The organism is Bacillus sp. X1(2014) (assembly GCF_007678255.1).
This window is the reverse complement of sequence record NZ_VEED01000001.1, coordinates 334,578-351,831: the sequence shown is the minus strand read 5'-3', so window position 1 is coordinate 351,831 and position 17,254 is coordinate 334,578. Positions and strand designations below refer to the sequence as shown.

Below are 17,254 nucleotides of genomic sequence, written 5' to 3'. Positions count from 1 at the left end.
ATCGAAAGGCATTATTTTTGATTGACCTTTTCAACCCATTCTGAAACAGTGAGATGATCTTTATTATATTCTTTTAGTTTCTGAACTATCTCCCACCCTTTTCCGACAAGAATGATTCCCTTTTCGTGCACGTACACCTTCATCTCATACCCTCCAATTAAAGTATGGTAAAATGTATGAGCAGATTATTGGAATAGAACAGGAGTGACCCTTATGAGCAATCTTGAAGAAAAAACGCTCCAGAGCGAAGAGATTTTCTCTGGAAAAATAATCAGTGTTCACTTACAGGACGTTGAACTTCCGAACGGGAAACAATCCAAGCGGGAGATCGTTAAGCATCCGGGTGCTGTAGCTATTTTAGCGCTGACTGATGACAAAAAAGTAGTTATGGTGGAGCAATACAGAAAAGCACTGGAACGGACTATTGTCGAAATTCCTGCTGGAAAGCTGGAAAAGGGTGAAGAACCAGCCCTTTGTGCACGTCGTGAACTGGAAGAAGAGACAGGCTATGAGTGTAAGAGCCTTGAATGGCTCACCTCTTTCTACACTTCACCAGGATTTGCCGATGAAATCGTACATGTCTATGTAGCAACAGGTCTGACTAAGAAAGAAAATGCAGCCACACTTGATGAAGACGAGTTTGTTAATCTTGAAGAACTAACCCTTGAAGAAGCGGTTCAATATGTGGAAGAGCAAAAGATCTATGATGCCAAAACGATTTACGCTGTGCAGTATTTACAGTTGCAAGAGGCGTTGAAAAATAAATGAATCGCTACTATGTAGATTTACATATTCATATTGGTCGGACCTGGACGGGGAAGCCAGTAAAAATCACTGGGGCCAAGTCATTAACGTTTACGAATATCATTGAACACGCACGACATGAGAAAGGGCTTAATATGGTGGGAATCATCGATAGTCATTCACCTGAAGTCATTCTCGAAATGGAAAGTCTTATTGAAAGTGGAGATGTAGTAGAGCATCCAGACGGGGGCTTAGTATTTGGTGATTTAACGGTAATACCTGGTTCGGAATTAGAAATTTACGATGAGCAATGCAATGGTCCAATTCATCTACTGAGTTACTTTCCGAATCTTTCCGTTATGAGGGAGTTCTCCACATGGCTGTCAGGTCACTTGAAAAATATTCAACTAAGCTCTCAAAGGATTTATGCTTCAGGCCTCACTTTGCAAAGGAAGGTGAAAGAGTTAGGTGGAATCTTCATTCCTGCGCATGTATTCACGCCCTTTAAGAGCTTATATGGGAAAGGTGTCAATCAGTCATTAACTGAGGTATTAGACCCAGATTTGATTGATGCGGTAGAACTTGGATTAAGTTCCGATACGAATATGGCAGACCAAATTAAGGAGTTGCATGATTATACCTTTGTAACGAATTCTGATGCCCATTCCCTTGCAAAAATTGCTCGAGAATATCAAGTTATAGCGATGAAAGAACCAACATTTTTAGAATTGCAGAAAGCACTAAAGAAGGAAGATGGCCGGAAAATTGTCGCAAACTATGGTCTTGATCCATTGCTTGGTAAATATCATAAGACAGTTTGTGCAGAGTGCCTAAATCCCGCAGCAGATGACGATCAAATATGCAGCCAATGTGGAAATACCAAGATTATTAAAGGTGTAGCTGACAGAATCCTTGAACTGAAAACGGCTGATCAAGGGCCAGAAGATCGTCCGCCCTATATTCACCAGGTCCCGCTTGAGTTCATCCCTGGCCTAGGACCTCGCTTACTAGAGAAGTTGGTCGATCATTTTGGAAGTGAAATGGCGATTTTACATGATGTTCCATATGATGGGTTGAAAGAAGTCGTCCCCGAAAGAATTGCCGACCTAATCCTGAAAGCTAGAGAGGGGAAAGTAAATCTAGCAGCTGGCGGCGGCGGGAAATACGGAAAAATTTCAGATTAAATAAAAATGCCCCCGGTAGCAAAAGTTACCGGGGTTTATTTTGGAATCTATTAAAATTTGGTCATAGAAATACTAGACTGGCATACAATGTATTAACTGAATCGAGAATAGTGGGAGGAAACGCAAATGAAAAAACGATTGTACCAGTCCGATGCCGCTAGTTATTTCCGTGAGCATTCCTCAATATTTTTGTTTATTGTCGTCTTATTTTTGATGGGAGTAATCTTTGGGGCCATTGTAGTAAATAGTATGAGCATTACCCAGAAGGAAGATTTATTCTACTATTTATCCCAGTTTTTTGGCCAGGTCTCAAGTGGAAAAGATGCCGAAGACAGTGATTTATTCTTACAAAGCTTATTCCATAATAGTAAGTTTATTGGGCTCATGTGGATTCTAGGTATTTCAATCATTGGTTTGCCGGTTATTCTCATTCTATTATTTATTAAAGGAATGGTAGTGGGATTTACTGTTGGTTTCCTAGTCAGTCAAATGGGCTGGCAGGGATTTATGCTAGCCTTTGTTTCCATATTACCGCAGAATTTGATTATTATTCCGGTCTTTATAATGATGGCAGCATTATCAGTAATTTTCTCACTCCGAATGATTAAAAAACAATTTATGAAAAAATATGCCCAGCCAATCCTTCCTTTTTTTAAGAGATATATTTTTGCCTTGATTATAGCTGTGATATTTATATCTGCTGCATCCGGCATCGAGGCCTATCTTTCGCCATGGTTAATGAAAACCATCGTAACTTCAACTAGTTTAAAGTGATTATCTTATAATACTTATTATCAATCATTGTTTATTGTTATTTATAATAATTTTATTTTGATTCTCAATTGTCATCTGTTATAATGAGAATTAACAGTGGCGAGGGAGGGACTTCAGGATGGAAACTAGAATTGAGAGAATAAAAAAACAGTTGCATTCCGCAAGTTATAAACTAACACCTCAGCGTGAGGCAACAGTTCGTGTTTTATTAGAAAATGAAGAGGATCATTTAAGTGCGGAAGATGTATACCTCCTCGTAAAAGAAAAATCGCCTGAAATTGGTTTAGCAACTGTTTATCGAACGTTGGAATTATTAACGGAATTAAAAATTGTTGATAAAATAAATTTTGGGGATGGGGTTTCCCGATATGACCTCAGGCAGGAAGGTGCGGCCCATTTTCATCACCATCTAGTTTGTATTGAATGCGGTGCTGTTGATGAAATTCAAGAGGATTTACTAGAAGATGTAGAAGCTGTTGTGGAACGTAAATGGAATTTTAAAATAAAAGACCATCGTCTCACTTTTCATGGGATCTGTTACCGATGCCAGGATAAAGTGAATGATGACGAAAAAACTGATTAACCAAAGAAGCTCTCCTTGAAAAGGGGCTTTTTTCTTTTCTCCTTTAATACCAATGACTAGGTATAAAAATTGTCCGTTTTGGCATACATTTTACTAAACAACCTGAAAATGGGGGGATGTAGAGTGGGCCAATTTATTAAAGCAGCACTAAAAACCTTAAAAGTTTTTATTATATTCACAGGATGCACGATTCTTTTTTATTATGGTATCATGTTGGTAAATGAAGAATATCAAAATTATCATCGCTATGATGAACCGGAAGGATCCTCTCTCAAGGTTTCGAACGCAGTAAATGAGGATAATTCTTCTTTGTTTGATCGGTTGATGTTGTTTTATTTAAATGGGGAGTAAATGCGATGGACGAGCAATTAAAGGATTTTATGCATTACTTAATCGTTGAAAAAGGTTTATCCAATAATACAATTATGGCATATGAGCGAGATTTAAAAAGTTATCTTCATTATTTAAAAAATGTGGAATCAGTCATGATTTTAAATGACGTACAACGTGTCCATATCATTCACTTTTTAAGATTTTTAAATGAACAAGGAAAATCACAGAAGACCTTGGCAAGACACATCGCTTCCGTAAGAGCATTTCATCAATTTTTATTAAGGGCAAAGGAAACAGACCAAGATCCTTCCGTTCAAATTGAAACACCAAGGCTTGAAAGGTCCCTTCCAACTGTATTGAGTTTGAAGGAAGTAGAAGTCCTGCTAGAGACACCCCAACCACATGATCATTTTGGAATAAGGGACAAGGCGATGCTTGAACTGTTGTATGCAACAGGGATCCGGGTTAGTGAACTAATAGGTCTTGAGATTGATAATGTTCAGTTAATGATGGGATTTGTGCGCTGTAATGGGAATAAAGAAAGAATCATTCCGATTGGACGAACAGCTTCTGAGGCAATAAAACATTATTTAGAAGAAGGAAGACCGAATTTTGTATCCACAAAGCATCAGGATCATGCTTTGTTTTTAAACCATCAAGGGAAAAGGTTGACACGCCAAGGGTTTTGGAAAATTTTGAAAAAGCTTACAAAAGAAGCAGGCATCAATAAGGAACTTACCCCACATACCCTTCGTCATTCGTTTGCCACGCATTTGATAGAAAATGGGGCTGATTTACGAGCAGTTCAGGAAATGTTAGGTCATGCAGATATCTCAACCACTCAAATATATACACAGGTTACGAAAACAAAGATAAAAGACGTATATAGTAAATTTCATCCACGAGCTTAATAGAGTAGGAGAATTTAAAAAAACGTAAAATTGTCAAAAAGCTGCCTAAATTTTGGTGGCTTTTTTCCTTGTAATTTCTGAAACTTTTAGTACAATATAGATGTCAGACTTCTGACGAATAGATTTTTCATAAACCTAAATAATGAGGGCATCATATTTATGTGTAATTTTTATATTTGCAAACGTTTTCTATAGATAAAGGAGGAAGAATTGAATGGCTGCAAATACATATAAACGAATTTTTATTATCGTGATGGATTCGGTTGGGATTGGAGAAGCACCGGATGCAGAAAAGTTTGGGGACAAAGGTGCAGACACTTTTGGTCATATTGCGGAACGGATGAATGGTCTTAACATGCCAAATATGGGTAAGTTAGGCTTAAGCAATATCCGTGAAATAAAAGGAATTGAAAAAGCAATGAAGCCATTAGCATTCTATACAAAAATGATGGAAGCTTCTAATGGTAAGGATACTATGACAGGACACTGGGAAATCATGGGTTTAAATATACAAACACCTTTCCAAGTGTTCCCAGAGGGTTTTCCAGATGAGCTTCTTTCAGAATTAGAAAAGCGTACAGGAAGGAAAATTATTGGGAATAAGCCGGCAAGCGGCACAGAAATACTTGATGAGTTGGGTGAAGAGCATATGAAGACTGGGGCATTAATTGTTTATACTTCAGCTGATTCCGTTCTTCAAATTGCAGCACACGAGGAGATTGTTCCACTTGATGAGCTATATAAAATTTGTAAAATTGCCCGTGAATTAACGCTTGATGAAAAGTATATGGTTGGACGTGTGATTGCCCGCCCATTCTTAGGCGAACCAGGAAACTTTAAACGTACCTCGAACCGTCACGATTACGCACTTAAGCCATTTGACCGGACGGTGATGAGTGAATTAAAAGATGGCGGATTCGATGTCATTGCAATTGGAAAAATATCCGATATTTATGATGGTGAAGGCGTGACTCAATCCCTAAGAACGGTTTCTAATATGGATGGTATGGATAAGCTTGTCGAAACCTTAGATATGGATTTTACAGGAATTAGTTTTTTAAATCTGGTTGATTTTGATGCTTTATATGGCCATCGCCGGGATCCAGAGGGCTATGGGAAAGCTTTGGAAGAATATGATGCACGTCTCCCAGAAGTGTTTGCGAAGTTGAAAGAAGACGATTTATTAATGATTACAGCAGACCACGGAAATGACCCGGTAGCTCCAGGTACGGACCATACACGTGAATATGTACCTTTATTAGTTTACTCCAAGGGTTTGACGGAAGGTAAAGAACTTCCATTAAGAGAGACGTTTGCGGACCTCGGTGCAACAGTTGCAGACAACTTTAAAGTCAAATTACCTAACTACGGAAAAAGTTTTTTAAATGAATTGAAATAAAAGGGGAATGAAAAATGAACACTGAGAAAATTCAAAATGCTTCAAGCTTTTTAAAACAGAAATATGCAAATACACCTAAGGTAGGCCTAATTTTAGGTTCTGGACTAGGGGTATTAGCGGACGAAATTGAGAACCCAGTAAAAATACCATACAATGAGATCCCTGACTTTCCTATCTCAACTGTGGAGGGTCATGCGGGTCAACTAGTGTTTGGATTATTAAGTGGTGTAGAAGTTGTCGCCATGCAGGGACGTTTCCATTTCTATGAAGGGTATAGTATGGAAAAAGTAACCTTTCCTGTTCGCGTCATGAAAGAGTTAGGCGTTGACATGTTAATCGTGACCAATGCTGCAGGGGGAGTTAATGAAAGCTTCTCAGCAGGAGATTTAATGATTATTTCAGATCATATTAATAATATGGGAACAAATCCGTTAATCGGACCAAATGATTCCCAACTTGGTGTTCGTTTCCCTGACATGTCAGAGGCGTATACGAAAGAATTACGGGTTGCTGCAAGAGAAATTGCGAGCAGACTAAATATCAATGTCAAAGAAGGAGTTTATTTCGGTAATCCTGGACCTGTTTATGAAACACCAGCTGAAATTCGGATGGTACGAGTGATGGGCGGAGATGCAGTCGGAATGTCCACTGTCCCAGAGGTAATCGTGGCCCGACACAGTGGCATGAAGGTACTTGGTATTTCATGTATTTCAAACATGGCGGCGGGTATTCTTGACCAGCCACTTACCCATGATGAGGTGATTGAAACAACCGAAAGAGTAAAAGCTGACTTCCTTCAATATATAAAAGAGATAGTGAAAACAATTGCTAAGTAATTATTTTTCGTAAAGTGGTGATTTAGATGAGAATGGTTGACTTAATAGAGAAAAAAAGAGATGGACAAGAACTATCAGCAGATGAAATTAAATTTATTATTAATGGATATACCGACGGATCAATACCAGATTACCAAGTCAGCGCCTTAACTATGGCTATCTTTTTTAAAGGGATGACTGAACAGGAAAGAGCCGACTTGACTATGGCAATGGTTGAATCAGGTGACCAAATTGATTTAACGCAAATTGAGGGAATAAAAGTTGATAAACATTCTACCGGCGGTGTAGGTGACACAACAACGCTAGTGCTGGGACCACTTGTTGCGGCACTTGATGTGCCTGTTGCCAAGATGTCAGGGCGCGGCTTAGGACATACCGGCGGAACAATAGATAAATTAGAAGCGGTAAAAGGCTTCCATGTTGAAATTAAAAATGAAGAATTTATCGAGCTTGTTAATAAAAACAAGATTGCTGTAATTGGACAAAGTGGAAATTTAACGCCTGCAGATAAGAAACTTTATGCATTGAGAGATGTGACAGCAACTGTTGATAGTATTCCTCTAATCGCAAGTTCAATCATGAGTAAAAAGATTGCCGCTGGTGCTGATGCGATTGTTCTTGATGTTAAAACCGGTGCAGGTGCATTTATGAAAACACTGGATGATTCTCGTGAACTTGCAAAAGCAATGGTGCGAATTGGAAATAATGTCGGCAGAAGAACAATGGCTGTTATTTCTGACATGAGCCAACCGCTAGGTTTTGCGATTGGGAATGCCCTTGAAGTAAAGGAAGCTATTGATACATTAAAAGGTGAAGGTCCTGAAGATTTAACGGAATTATGTTTAACTCTAGGCAGCCATATGGTTTACTTAGCAGAAAAGGCGGACTCATTAGCAGATGCACGGACCAAGCTTGAAGGTGTAATTAAAGATGGTTCAGCGCTAGAAAAATTAAAAGTATTTTTAAGCTCGCAAGGCGGGGATGCGTCTATTGTGGATGATCCTTCGAAAATGCCGCAAGCAAAATATATTATTGAACTTGTAGCCAAAGAGGATGGCTATGTTTCTGAAATCGTGGCAGATGAAGTCGGAACAGCGGCAATGATTCTTGGGGCAGGAAGAGCAACTAAGGAATCTGTCATTGATTTAGCTGTGGGTCTAGTCTTAAGAAAGAAAATCGGTGACCAAGTGAAAAAAGGTGAATCCTTAGTAACCATTTACAGCAATTTCGAAAATGTCGAAGAAGTAAAAACAAGACTTTATAACAACATTAAAATTTCCGCAACAAAAATAGACGCACCAACCCTCATACATGGGGAAATAACCGAATAAATCGAGTATAAAGGGTGTCAGACACCATGTGAAGAATTCACATGGTGTCTGACACCTTATTTTTATTTTGTTTATGAGGAAATAACTGTATAAAGTTATTAATTTTGGAAAAAATGGATGCTATAAAGAATGGAGGGTTATGCGAATGAAACAATTTGTCTCTTTGATAGTGACAATTTTTTTACTTACAAGTGTATGGAGTACATCAGCATTTGCTGCTGAAGAAAAAAAGAATGCTGATATCGTCAACAATGTAAAATCCGCTATTTTAATTGAACGAGATACAGGAAAAGTGCTTTATGAGAAAAACGGGAATGAAGAGTTACCACCGGCGAGTATGACCAAAATTATGACTATGCTTTTAATCATGGAAGCCGTTGATAAAGGAAAATTGACCTGGAATGAAAAAGTCCGTGCAAGTGAGTATGCAGCATCGATGGGTGGGTCACAAATTTTTCTTGAACCTGGCGAAGAAATGACCACCAAAGAAATGCTAAGAGGTATTGCCATTGGCTCTGGAAATGATGCATCTGTGGCCATGGCTGAAAGAATTGCTGGCTCAGAAGAAGCATTTGTTGACATGATGAATGACAAGGTGAAAGAACTTGGTTTAAAACATACTTTCTTTAAAAATACAACAGGACTTCCAGTTAGTGGCCATTTCAGCACAGCAAATGATATGGCTATTATGGCGAAAGAACTATTAAAATATGAAGACATTACGAAATTTACTGGTATGTATGAAGCCTATCTTCGTGAAAATACAGACAAAAAATTCTGGCTTGTTAATACAAATAAATTGGTGCGCTTTTACCCTGGTGTAGACGGACTAAAAACAGGCTTTACTGCGGAAGCAAAATACTGCTTAACGGCCACAGCGCAAAAGAATGGGATGCGTGTCATTGCCGTTGTGTTCGGAGCACCTACTTCAAAGGAAAGAAACGCCCAAGTAACAAAAATGCTTAATTATGCTTTTAACCAATATCAAACGCATCCAATGTATAAACGAAACCAGATAATTGCCAAAGCAAGAATAAGTAAAGGACAGGAGAAGTCAATTGAAGCGGTAACAAGCGAGCCGATTTCACTACTTACAAAAAAAGGTGAAAAAACCGAGGATGTCAAACAAAAAATTAAGATTAATAAAAATCTCCAAGCTCCTATTAATAAAGGCGATAAGATAGGAACCATTCAATTAATAAAAGGCGGAAAAGTCTTTGTAGAAAGTCCTTTAGTAGCAAGTGGAACCGTAAAAGAAGCAGGATGGTGGACCCTTTATAAACGTTCATTTGGGATGTTCACAAAGGCCGGTAAATAGAAAAACGGAAGCTCCGAGGCGCTAAAGCTAGACAGTTTTCTAAACTACCCAGGTTGTGTCGAATCTTCCGAATATATCACTTCTTTTAGCGAAATGCGACTAGTTTTGTATTTACAGAAGGATATTAACAGCCCGAAAGAGAATTGTCTCACTATACCAGATTAAGGAGGACGGGATAGTGAGTCTTAAAATTGATATGGAAACAAAACATGACGTTCTATGTATTCGTTTAAGCGGTGAATTAGACCATCACACCGCAGATGAACTTCGCGAAAAAGCGATAACCGTGATTGAAAAAAATGAAATTCGTCATATTGTCTTAAATCTGGAACATCTCGCTTTTATGGACAGCTCTGGATTAGGCGTAATCTTAGGCAGATACAAACAAATTAAACAGGTCCACGGTGAAATGGTGGTATGTGCGATTTCCCCAGCGATACAAAGGTTATTCGATATGTCAGGTTTATTTAAAATCATCAAAATGGAACTGACAGAAGAATTTGCATTGCAAAGATTGGGGGTGGCCTGAATGAAGAACGAAATGAATCTTCAATTCAGTGCACTAAGTCAAAATGAGTCATTTGCCCGAGTAACCGTGGCCGCATTTATCGCCCAGTTAGACCCTAATATGGATGAGTTGACTGAAATTAAAACAGTTGTATCAGAAGCAGTAACCAATGCGATTATTCACGGATATGAGAATGATCCGAATGGAATTGTTTATATTCACGTAATCATCGAAGATAGTTTAATTGATCTAACTATTAAAGATATTGGATTAGGAATTGTAGATGTGGAAGAAGCTCGTCAGCCATTATTTACAACAAAGCCGGATTTAGAGCGTTCCGGAATGGGTTTTACTATCATGGAAAATTTCATGGATGAAGTAGAGGTTCATTCACAGCCAGGTCGAGGAACCGAAGTTAGATTACGAAAGCATTTACAAAACCGCAAAATGCTTTGCAATTAAGGAGACTTGCCAATGGATGTGGAGGTTAAGAATGATAAAGGTCAAACATATTTAAAGGATCATGAAGTAAAAGAGCTTATAAAAAAGAGCCAAGATGGCGACCAAGAATCAAGGGATTTAATTGTTGAAAAAAATATGCGTCTTGTTTGGTCTGTTGTTCAACGGTTTCTTAATCGAGGGTATGACCCTGATGACCTGTTCCAGATTGGGTGTATTGGATTATTAAAATCAGTGGATAAATTTGACCTTTCCTATGATGTAAAGTTTTCGACTTATGCGGTCCCAATGATTATTGGTGAGATCCAACGATTTATCCGTGACGATGGAACGGTTAAGGTTAGCCGATCATTGAAAGAAATGGGAAATAAAATCCGAAAAGCGAAAGACGAATTATCAAAAGTGTTTGGCAGAATACCAACGGTAAACGAGATCTCAGCCCATCTCGAACTCACACCCGAGGATGTCATTCTCGCTCAAGAAGCCAGCAGAACACCTTCTTCTATACATGAAACCGTATATGAAAATGATGGAGATCCTATAACTCTACTGGACCAAATTGACGATGGTAATGAAGGCAAATGGTTTGATAAAATTGCATTAAAGGAAGCTATCCGAGAATTAGATGAGCGCGAAAGACTTATTGTCTATTTAAGATATTATAAGGATCAAACACAATCTGAGGTCGCTCTTAGGCTTGGAATATCCCAAGTGCAAGTATCACGACTTGAAAAGAAAATATTGCAGCAAATGAAAGGCCGTATGGATCTCTGATTCATACGGTTTTTTTGTGCTGATAAAATAAAGTTTTTTGAACTTAGTTTACTGTCTATCAAAAGCGCCCTAGCGGCTAGTGTCCTTCGCTCTCCGCCCTACGATAAGTCAACATCGAATCGCCTTCGGCTCTTCGTGTTATCTAGCTACAGCACCTAGGGGCTCGGGGTCATAAGCCAATCCGTCAAGAAGGTTAAAGAGCAACCTTCTCGCCGGCTCGTCTTATGCCTGTCGCCCCTGGGCAAGGTGCTTCCGCTTTTCTGCTTTCCTTTATCTCAGTTGGAGCGCTCCAGGCCATACGCCGCTGACCAGGGCGCTTTCGCTTTTCTTGGTATTTTTTGGATTTCATGAAAAAAGTGCTTATTACTCATACTATTTATACAGGAAATCATTGTTTGGGAAGTGAATGTTTTGGAAGAAACAATATATATCCGTATGCGGAACCGTGTTCAGGCTCCGCCTCATGAAAAAGTATTGTTAAATGATATTGCCCAAGTCATTGCGCCTGACGAAGTTCTTTCACGACTACAAACTATGATCATTCATCAATTAACAGCAACAGATCATAATATCGTTATTATCGATGTCATGAAAGTTATCCACTTAATTAAAAGTGAATTTGAAAGAATGGAAGTTCAAACGATTGGACCTGCTCAAACCATCATTGAAGTCATGAATAAGAAAAAGGGGGTTCATCTGCCTTTTTTCCTTTTAATTTGGTTTCTCTTATTTTTTGGATCAGCCTTGGCAATAATGAATTTTCATGATGATGTAAGTATGAAAAGTGTTCACGAAAAAATATATACGATCATCACTGGAAAAAAAGATTCAAAACCATTACTGTTTCAAATTCCCTATTCAATTGGATTAGGCATGGGAATGATTCTTTTTTTTAATCATGTCTTTAAGAAACGTATAAACGAAGAACCCAGTCCCCTTGAGGTAGAAATGTTTAATTATCAAATGGATTTAGATAATTACGTAGTTATCCACGAAAATAAAGAAAGTATAAAAAAAATCAGTGACGATTAAGATCATTTCCATCCTTTTTTTAGGTATAGCAAGTGGACTGGCAGTAGGTTCTGGGTTTGTAGCTTTTCTAACGGTATTAGGGATTATCCCGAGACTGACGCAACTAAGTAAAACAATGAAAATGATCCAGCACTATGAGTGGGCAGTTGTGTTAGGAGCACTCGCTGGAGTAGGTGCAAGTCTGAGAGATCCTGTTTTACATATTCCTTCTTTTTCATTAATTCTTCTCGGAATTACAGGTGGAATTTTTTATGGGATGCTAGCTGCAGCCCTCACCGAGGTATTAAATGTTTTGCCCATTCTTGCCAAAAGAATCCGATTGGATGGCGAGATTGTTATATTAATCATGGCAATCGTATTAGGAAAAATAGCGGGGTCAATATTTCAATGGGTTTATTTTGTACATCATTAACCCTATTGGGAAGAATCTTTAACTTGGGCAAAGAAAGGACATCACACAATGAGCATTCGGAGGCGCGTTATTTTAATTACTGACGGTGATGAATATGCTAAGAAAGCAGTAGAACATGTTGCCAAGGAAGTAGGCGGCAGATGTATTTCTAGTTCCCAAGGGAATCCGTCAACCTTAACCGGCGAGAAAATTGTCCAGTTAATAAAAAAGACCCCTCACGATCCTGTATTAGTGATGTTTGATGATAGTGGCATAGTTGGAGAAGGTGCTGGTGAGAATGCTTTGAAATATGTAGCGGGGCATAAAGATATTGAAGTTCTAGGTATTATTGCGGTTGCAGCAAAATCAAGACATGAAGAATGGTCGAGGGTGGACGTAAGTATCGATCGTGATGGAAATTTAACTCCCTATGGAGTAGATAAATTTGGTATACCTGAGCTTGAAATCGGGAGAATAAATGGTGATACAGTATACTGCCTTGATGAATTGGAGGTACCTATCATCGTAGGAATTGGTGATATTGGCAAGATGGCTAGACATGACTCCTACAAAAAAGGTTCCCCGATAACGAAAAAAGCAGTGGAGCTTATACTTGAAAGGAGTGGCTTCCATGTCAAGAAGTAACGAACAAAACTGGCCAATCCCTGAATCAGTAAATGAAATTGAAAACTATATGAAACAACGGGTTGGCCTAGGGAAAAGCTTTGATTTTGGTGTGAGGAAATTAAAAATCCTCAAAAAAGACGTACATATCTACTATGTAAATGGCTTATGTGATTCCCGCTTCGTAATTGAATTAATTGAAGAATTAGTTGAAATCAATGACCATGAAAAATTATCATCAGATTTCTTTAAGGTAATTGAAAATAGGCTAATTAATCAATCGGTTGAACAAGCTACTACACTAGATTACATTGTTGATAAGGTTTTGTCCGGATTAGTTGCTGTAGTAATGGAAGGGGAAAATACAGCTTTTGTCGTTGATGTCAGAAGCTATCCAGGCAGGCAGCCTCAAGAACCTGATACAGAAAAGGTGGTTAGAGGTTCCCGTGATGGGTTTGTTGAAAATATTATTTTAAATACTGCGTTAACGAGGCGGCGTATTCGGGATGAACGTCTTCGCTTTGAAATGCTAAAGGTTGGAGAACGGTCAAAGGCAGATGTGGCTTTAGGGTATTTAGAGGATGTTGCAGATCCAGATATGGTCAATGTGATCAGGAAAGAAATTCAAGCAATTAAAACAGATGGAATTCCAATGGCCGATAAAACCATAGAAGAATTCATTTTAAAACAGGGTTGGAATCCCTTCCCGCTCGTAAGATATACGGAGCGTGCTGATATCGCTGCAACACATATTCTGGAAGGGCATGTTGTAATTTATGTTGACACCTCCCCAAGTGTCATAATCACTCCAACGACATACTTCCACCATGTACAGCATGCAGAAGAATTTCGCGAATCTCCTGCAATGGGAACATTTTTGCGTTGGACGCGTTTTTTAGGCGTACTAACGTCTATTTTACTCCTCCCACTATGGATGTTATTCGTATTAGAACCATCCTTATTACCTGAAAGATTATCGTTTATTGGACCAAATGAAACAACAAATATCCCGATTATTGTTCAAATTTTCTTGGCTGATTTTGGGATTGAGTTTTTACGATTGGCCGCCATACATACACCCACTCCACTTTCGACTGCAATGGGTTTAATTGCAGCGGTATTAATTGGACAGATTGCGATTAGCGTGGGGCTGTTTGTTCCAGAAGTAATCTTGTATGTTGCAGTTGCAGGGATTGGTTCCTTTACAACCCCAAGTTATGAATTAAGCGTAGCAAACAAAATTGGACGATTAACTCTGTTAATTCTTGTGTCGTTGTTTCATCTGCCAGGATTTGTTATCGGGGCAACAGTATTCTTTCTTTTCCTTGTAAAAATACGTGCCCTTAATACACCATATCTGTGGCCTTTCCTTCCTTTTGAACCGAAAGGATTTTTGCAAATCATTGTGCGCAGAGCCATACCAGGTTCTATCCTTAGACCAAGTATTGTTCACCCTAGAAATCGTTACCGGCAGCCTCCTAAAGCAAACGAGAAATAATTGCACTTTTCTAACAGGTATGCTAAAGTATTTTTAATTAAATAAAGGGATAAAGCATGAAAAATAGGCAGTATCTTTTGTAGATTCTGTCTATTTATTATTATCTTTTATGATTGTCCGCATAAACTATAGTGAGCGATTGGGAGAGAGGGAAGGGTATGTATTTTTACGGGACAACAGGCGTAAACAAAAACGGAAATCTAGAAATTGGCGGGGTTGATTCTATTGAGTTGGCGAAAGAATATGGAACGCCCCTATATGTATATGATGTAGCATTAATGCGTGAAAGGGCTCAATCCTTTAAACGGGCCTTTGAAGAACAAGAAATCAAGGCGCAGGTTGCCTATGCTAGCAAAGCCTTTTCAACCATTGCAATGATTCAACTCGCCGAGGAAGAAGGATTGTCACTAGATGTCGTATCGGGCGGAGAATTGTATACTGCTATTGCTGCAGGGTTCCCTGTCGAGAGAATTCATTTTCACGGCAACAATAAGAGCCGGGAAGAATTAGAAATGGCATTGGAACATGAAATTGGCTGCATCGTAGTGGATAATTTTTCAGAATTGGACCTTTTAAAAACCATTACCAAAGAGAAAAATGCTCATGTTAATATCTTGCTTCGGGTGACCCCTGGTATCGAAGCCCATACACATGATTATATTTTAACAGGGCAGGAAGATTCGAAATTTGGGTTTGATCTTCAAAATGGACAAGCGGAAGATGCGCTAAAAATTGCACTAACAAATGATAACTTTGAAGTCCTTGGTCTCCATTGCCATATTGGATCACAAATTTTTGAAACAACTGGATTCTTATTAGCCGCCAAAAAGATTGTCGAAAAAATGGAAGCATGGAAAAGAGAGCTTTCCTTCGAAGCAAAAGTATTAAATTTGGGCGGAGGCTTTGGAATCCGCTATACGAAAGAAGATGAACCCATTCCACCTTCTCAATACGTGAGTGAAATTATTCGAGAAGTAAAAAAGTTAACAGATAGCTATTCTTTAACAATGCCGGAAATTTGGATTGAGCCAGGACGTTCGCTTGTTGGCGATGCCGGAATTACTCTTTATAAAGTGGGTTCATCCAAAGAGGTTCCTGGTGTACGAAAGTATTTAGCTGTGGATGGTGGAATGAGTGATAATATTCGACCAGCCCTTTATCAGGCGAAATATGAGGCTGTTCTTGCGAATAAACCATTAACTAAAGCAAAAGAAACTGTATCAATAGCTGGGAAATGCTGTGAATCAGGTGACATGTTGATTTGGGATTTACCGTTACCAGATGTAGGGGCAGAAGATATTCTCGCCGTTTTTTGTACAGGTGCCTACGGCTATTCAATGTCGAATAACTATAACCGCATCCCGCGTCCAGCAGTTGTATTCGTAGAAAACGGAATAGCAACCCTTGTGGTTAAGAGAGAGACATATGAGGACTTAATAAAATATGATTTGCCACTTAAATAAAAAAACTGCCGCAGAAATTTTTCTGCGGCAATTTTTTTATATTTTAATGCTCATTGATAATATTGGCACGATGTTGATTGGAGCGGAAGGTGCGAGACTCCTGCGGGAGTACGGGGCAGGGGAGACCCCACAGGCGCTTAAGCGCCGAGGAGGCTCCCCGGAAAGCGAAGCCGTGGAGCGGAAATCAACATCCCCAAGTATAATATTAAGAGAATATCGACTTAATCGTATCAATCAGCCAGGTGAAAAATTGTTTTAACTTATCTAAAAAACCTTGCCCTTCTTCCGACTGAAGAAAATTAGAAATTCGATCCTTCGCTTTATTTAGTTGATCGCTAACTTGATTCCAGTCAATGTTTAAATCCTTTAGCTTGTTAAAAAAGTCTATTAGCCGCTGCATTTCTTCATCTGTTAGCTTTACATTTAAATCCTTTGCGGCTTGTTCGATAATATTTTGTAATTCTTGATCATTTTTTGGTTTATTCTTTGCAATTTCTTCTTTAATCTTAGCAATTAACGCGGCTGCATTCTTATCACCAATGGAGTCACCTAGTTTCGCAGTTTCGACCATTTCTTGATTTGCTGCCTGTTTTACATCTTCCGGAATGGTTTTATCAGCAGATATCTCGTAGGCTTTTATAATCCCTGTTAATGCTGCAGTTCCAGAAACAGTAATCGGGGCCGTTATATAAATTTTTGCATCCTTTACCCCTGCTGTTATTAGGGCATTGATGTACATCTCGTCCGTAACCCAATTAATATTCTTCGTTTCAACCGTTATACCCGCACCTTTCGGTTGGATGGTGATCGCCGATGATGAAATGGCTTTTGTCCCGATCAGCGATTTTGATACATATTTCCCTAAATACTGGTGTTCTTCCTCGTTTGTGACAGTGACAATCTGAACATCATCAGGAGCACCCATTTCTAATAAAAGTGTCTTCTTCTGATCTTCAGTTAAATTTTGACCTAATGTAACAATCATGTCACCTTCTGCTACATCAGCAAAGGTGCGAATTGGATTGAAAATTAAAAAAGCCAAGATGAAATAAATAATAGTTTTTTTCATAGTTTCCTCCTCGGAATTTACAG

21 protein-coding genes are annotated in these 17,254 nt (G+C 38.8%); 19 read left to right on the top strand and 2 right to left on the bottom strand.

The window, feature by feature from the left end:
- Window positions 1-11 precede the first annotated feature (11 nt).
- Window positions 12-143: a Z-ring formation inhibitor MciZ gene (mciZ, locus tag FS608_RS01865; protein ID WP_081825343.1), complete on the bottom strand. Its 132-nt coding sequence runs from the start codon at window positions 141-143 to the stop codon at window positions 12-14.
- Between the two features lie 70 nt (window positions 144-213).
- On the opposite strand from mciZ, the gene FS608_RS01860 reads away from it, so the two are divergent.
- From FS608_RS01860 to FS608_RS30670, 19 genes are all read left to right on the top strand, one after another.
- Window positions 214-768 (top strand): NUDIX hydrolase, encoded by a 555-nt coding sequence (locus FS608_RS01860; protein WP_144547578.1) that lies wholly within the window; start codon window positions 214-216, stop codon window positions 766-768.
- Window positions 765-1,928, top strand: a complete 1,164-nt coding sequence (locus FS608_RS01855) for an endonuclease Q family protein (protein ID WP_144547577.1) — start codon at window positions 765-767, stop codon at window positions 1,926-1,928. The genes FS608_RS01860 and FS608_RS01855 overlap by 4 nt, the downstream gene beginning before the upstream one ends.
- Before the next feature lie 126 nt (window positions 1,929-2,054).
- On the top strand, window positions 2,055-2,702 hold the full coding sequence (spoIIM, locus tag FS608_RS01850) for a stage II sporulation protein M (RefSeq protein ID WP_144547576.1): 648 nt from the start codon (window positions 2,055-2,057) through the stop codon (window positions 2,700-2,702).
- A gap of 118 nt (window positions 2,703-2,820) precedes the next feature.
- Window positions 2,821-3,285, top strand: coding sequence for a ferric iron uptake transcriptional regulator (gene fur, locus FS608_RS01845; protein WP_144547575.1), 465 nt, complete (start codon window positions 2,821-2,823; stop codon window positions 3,283-3,285).
- A 123-nt stretch (window positions 3,286-3,408) separates the two neighbouring features.
- A complete protein-coding gene (locus FS608_RS01840) occupies window positions 3,409-3,636 on the top strand; it encodes a YqzK family protein (protein WP_186328570.1) in 228 nt (75 codons plus the stop codon).
- Between the two features lie 5 nt (window positions 3,637-3,641).
- Window positions 3,642-4,529: a site-specific tyrosine recombinase XerD gene (gene xerD / locus FS608_RS01835; RefSeq protein ID WP_144547573.1), complete on the top strand. Its 888-nt coding sequence runs from the start codon at window positions 3,642-3,644 to the stop codon at window positions 4,527-4,529.
- Window positions 4,530-4,743: 214 nt separating this feature from the next.
- Window positions 4,744-5,928 (top strand): phosphopentomutase, encoded by a 1,185-nt coding sequence (gene deoB, locus FS608_RS01830; RefSeq protein WP_144547572.1) that lies wholly within the window; start codon window positions 4,744-4,746, stop codon window positions 5,926-5,928.
- Window positions 5,929-5,942: 14 nt separating this feature from the next.
- Window positions 5,943-6,764, top strand: a complete 822-nt coding sequence (locus tag FS608_RS01825; protein ID WP_144547571.1) for a purine-nucleoside phosphorylase — start codon at window positions 5,943-5,945, stop codon at window positions 6,762-6,764.
- A 26-nt stretch (window positions 6,765-6,790) separates the two neighbouring features.
- Window positions 6,791-8,095 (top strand): pyrimidine-nucleoside phosphorylase, encoded by a 1,305-nt coding sequence (locus tag FS608_RS01820; RefSeq protein WP_144547570.1) that lies wholly within the window; start codon window positions 6,791-6,793, stop codon window positions 8,093-8,095.
- Between the two features lie 145 nt (window positions 8,096-8,240).
- Window positions 8,241-9,413 carry a D-alanyl-D-alanine carboxypeptidase family protein gene (locus FS608_RS01815; protein WP_144547569.1) on the top strand — a complete coding sequence of 391 codons (1,173 nt, stop codon included), beginning with the start codon at window positions 8,241-8,243 and terminating at the stop codon, window positions 9,411-9,413.
- A gap of 178 nt (window positions 9,414-9,591) precedes the next feature.
- On the top strand, window positions 9,592-9,942 hold the full coding sequence (gene spoIIAA / locus FS608_RS01810) for an anti-sigma F factor antagonist (protein ID WP_144547568.1): 351 nt from the start codon (window positions 9,592-9,594) through the stop codon (window positions 9,940-9,942).
- On the top strand, window positions 9,943-10,383 hold the full coding sequence (spoIIAB, locus tag FS608_RS01805; RefSeq protein ID WP_144547567.1) for an anti-sigma F factor: 441 nt from the start codon (window positions 9,943-9,945) through the stop codon (window positions 10,381-10,383).
- Between the two features lie 12 nt (window positions 10,384-10,395).
- Window positions 10,396-11,154: an RNA polymerase sporulation sigma factor SigF gene (sigF, locus tag FS608_RS01800; RefSeq protein WP_144547566.1), complete on the top strand. Its 759-nt coding sequence runs from the start codon at window positions 10,396-10,398 to the stop codon at window positions 11,152-11,154.
- A 411-nt stretch (window positions 11,155-11,565) separates the two neighbouring features.
- Window positions 11,566-12,186: a stage V sporulation protein AA gene (locus FS608_RS01795; RefSeq protein WP_144547565.1), complete on the top strand. Its 621-nt coding sequence runs from the start codon at window positions 11,566-11,568 to the stop codon at window positions 12,184-12,186.
- Window positions 12,176-12,598, top strand: coding sequence for a stage V sporulation protein AB (locus tag FS608_RS01790; RefSeq protein WP_144547564.1), 423 nt, complete (start codon window positions 12,176-12,178; stop codon window positions 12,596-12,598). Before FS608_RS01795 ends, FS608_RS01790 begins: the two co-directional genes overlap by 11 nt.
- Window positions 12,599-12,652: 54 nt before the next feature.
- Complete coding sequence (gene spoVAEA, locus FS608_RS01785) at window positions 12,653-13,222, top strand: stage V sporulation protein SpoVABEA (protein ID WP_144547958.1); 570 nt, start codon at window positions 12,653-12,655, stop codon at window positions 13,220-13,222.
- The gene (locus tag FS608_RS01780) at window positions 13,209-14,699 is read left to right on the top strand and encodes a spore germination protein (protein WP_144547563.1); all 1,491 of its coding nucleotides are present in this window, start codon (window positions 13,209-13,211) and stop codon (window positions 14,697-14,699) included. The genes spoVAEA and FS608_RS01780 overlap by 14 nt, the downstream gene beginning before the upstream one ends.
- A gap of 158 nt (window positions 14,700-14,857) precedes the next feature.
- Window positions 14,858-16,162 (top strand): diaminopimelate decarboxylase, encoded by a 1,305-nt coding sequence (gene lysA / locus FS608_RS01775; protein WP_144547562.1) that lies wholly within the window; start codon window positions 14,858-14,860, stop codon window positions 16,160-16,162.
- A gap of 46 nt (window positions 16,163-16,208) precedes the next feature.
- Window positions 16,209-16,421, top strand: a complete 213-nt coding sequence (locus FS608_RS30670) for a hypothetical protein (protein ID WP_260871554.1) — start codon at window positions 16,209-16,211, stop codon at window positions 16,419-16,421.
- On the opposite strand, the gene FS608_RS01765 is transcribed toward FS608_RS30670, so the two are convergent.
- Window positions 16,368-17,231 (bottom strand): DUF1002 domain-containing protein, encoded by an 864-nt coding sequence (locus FS608_RS01765; protein WP_144547561.1) that lies wholly within the window; start codon window positions 17,229-17,231, stop codon window positions 16,368-16,370. The genes FS608_RS30670 and FS608_RS01765 overlap by 54 nt on opposite strands.
- Window positions 17,232-17,254: the final 23 nt, after the last annotated feature.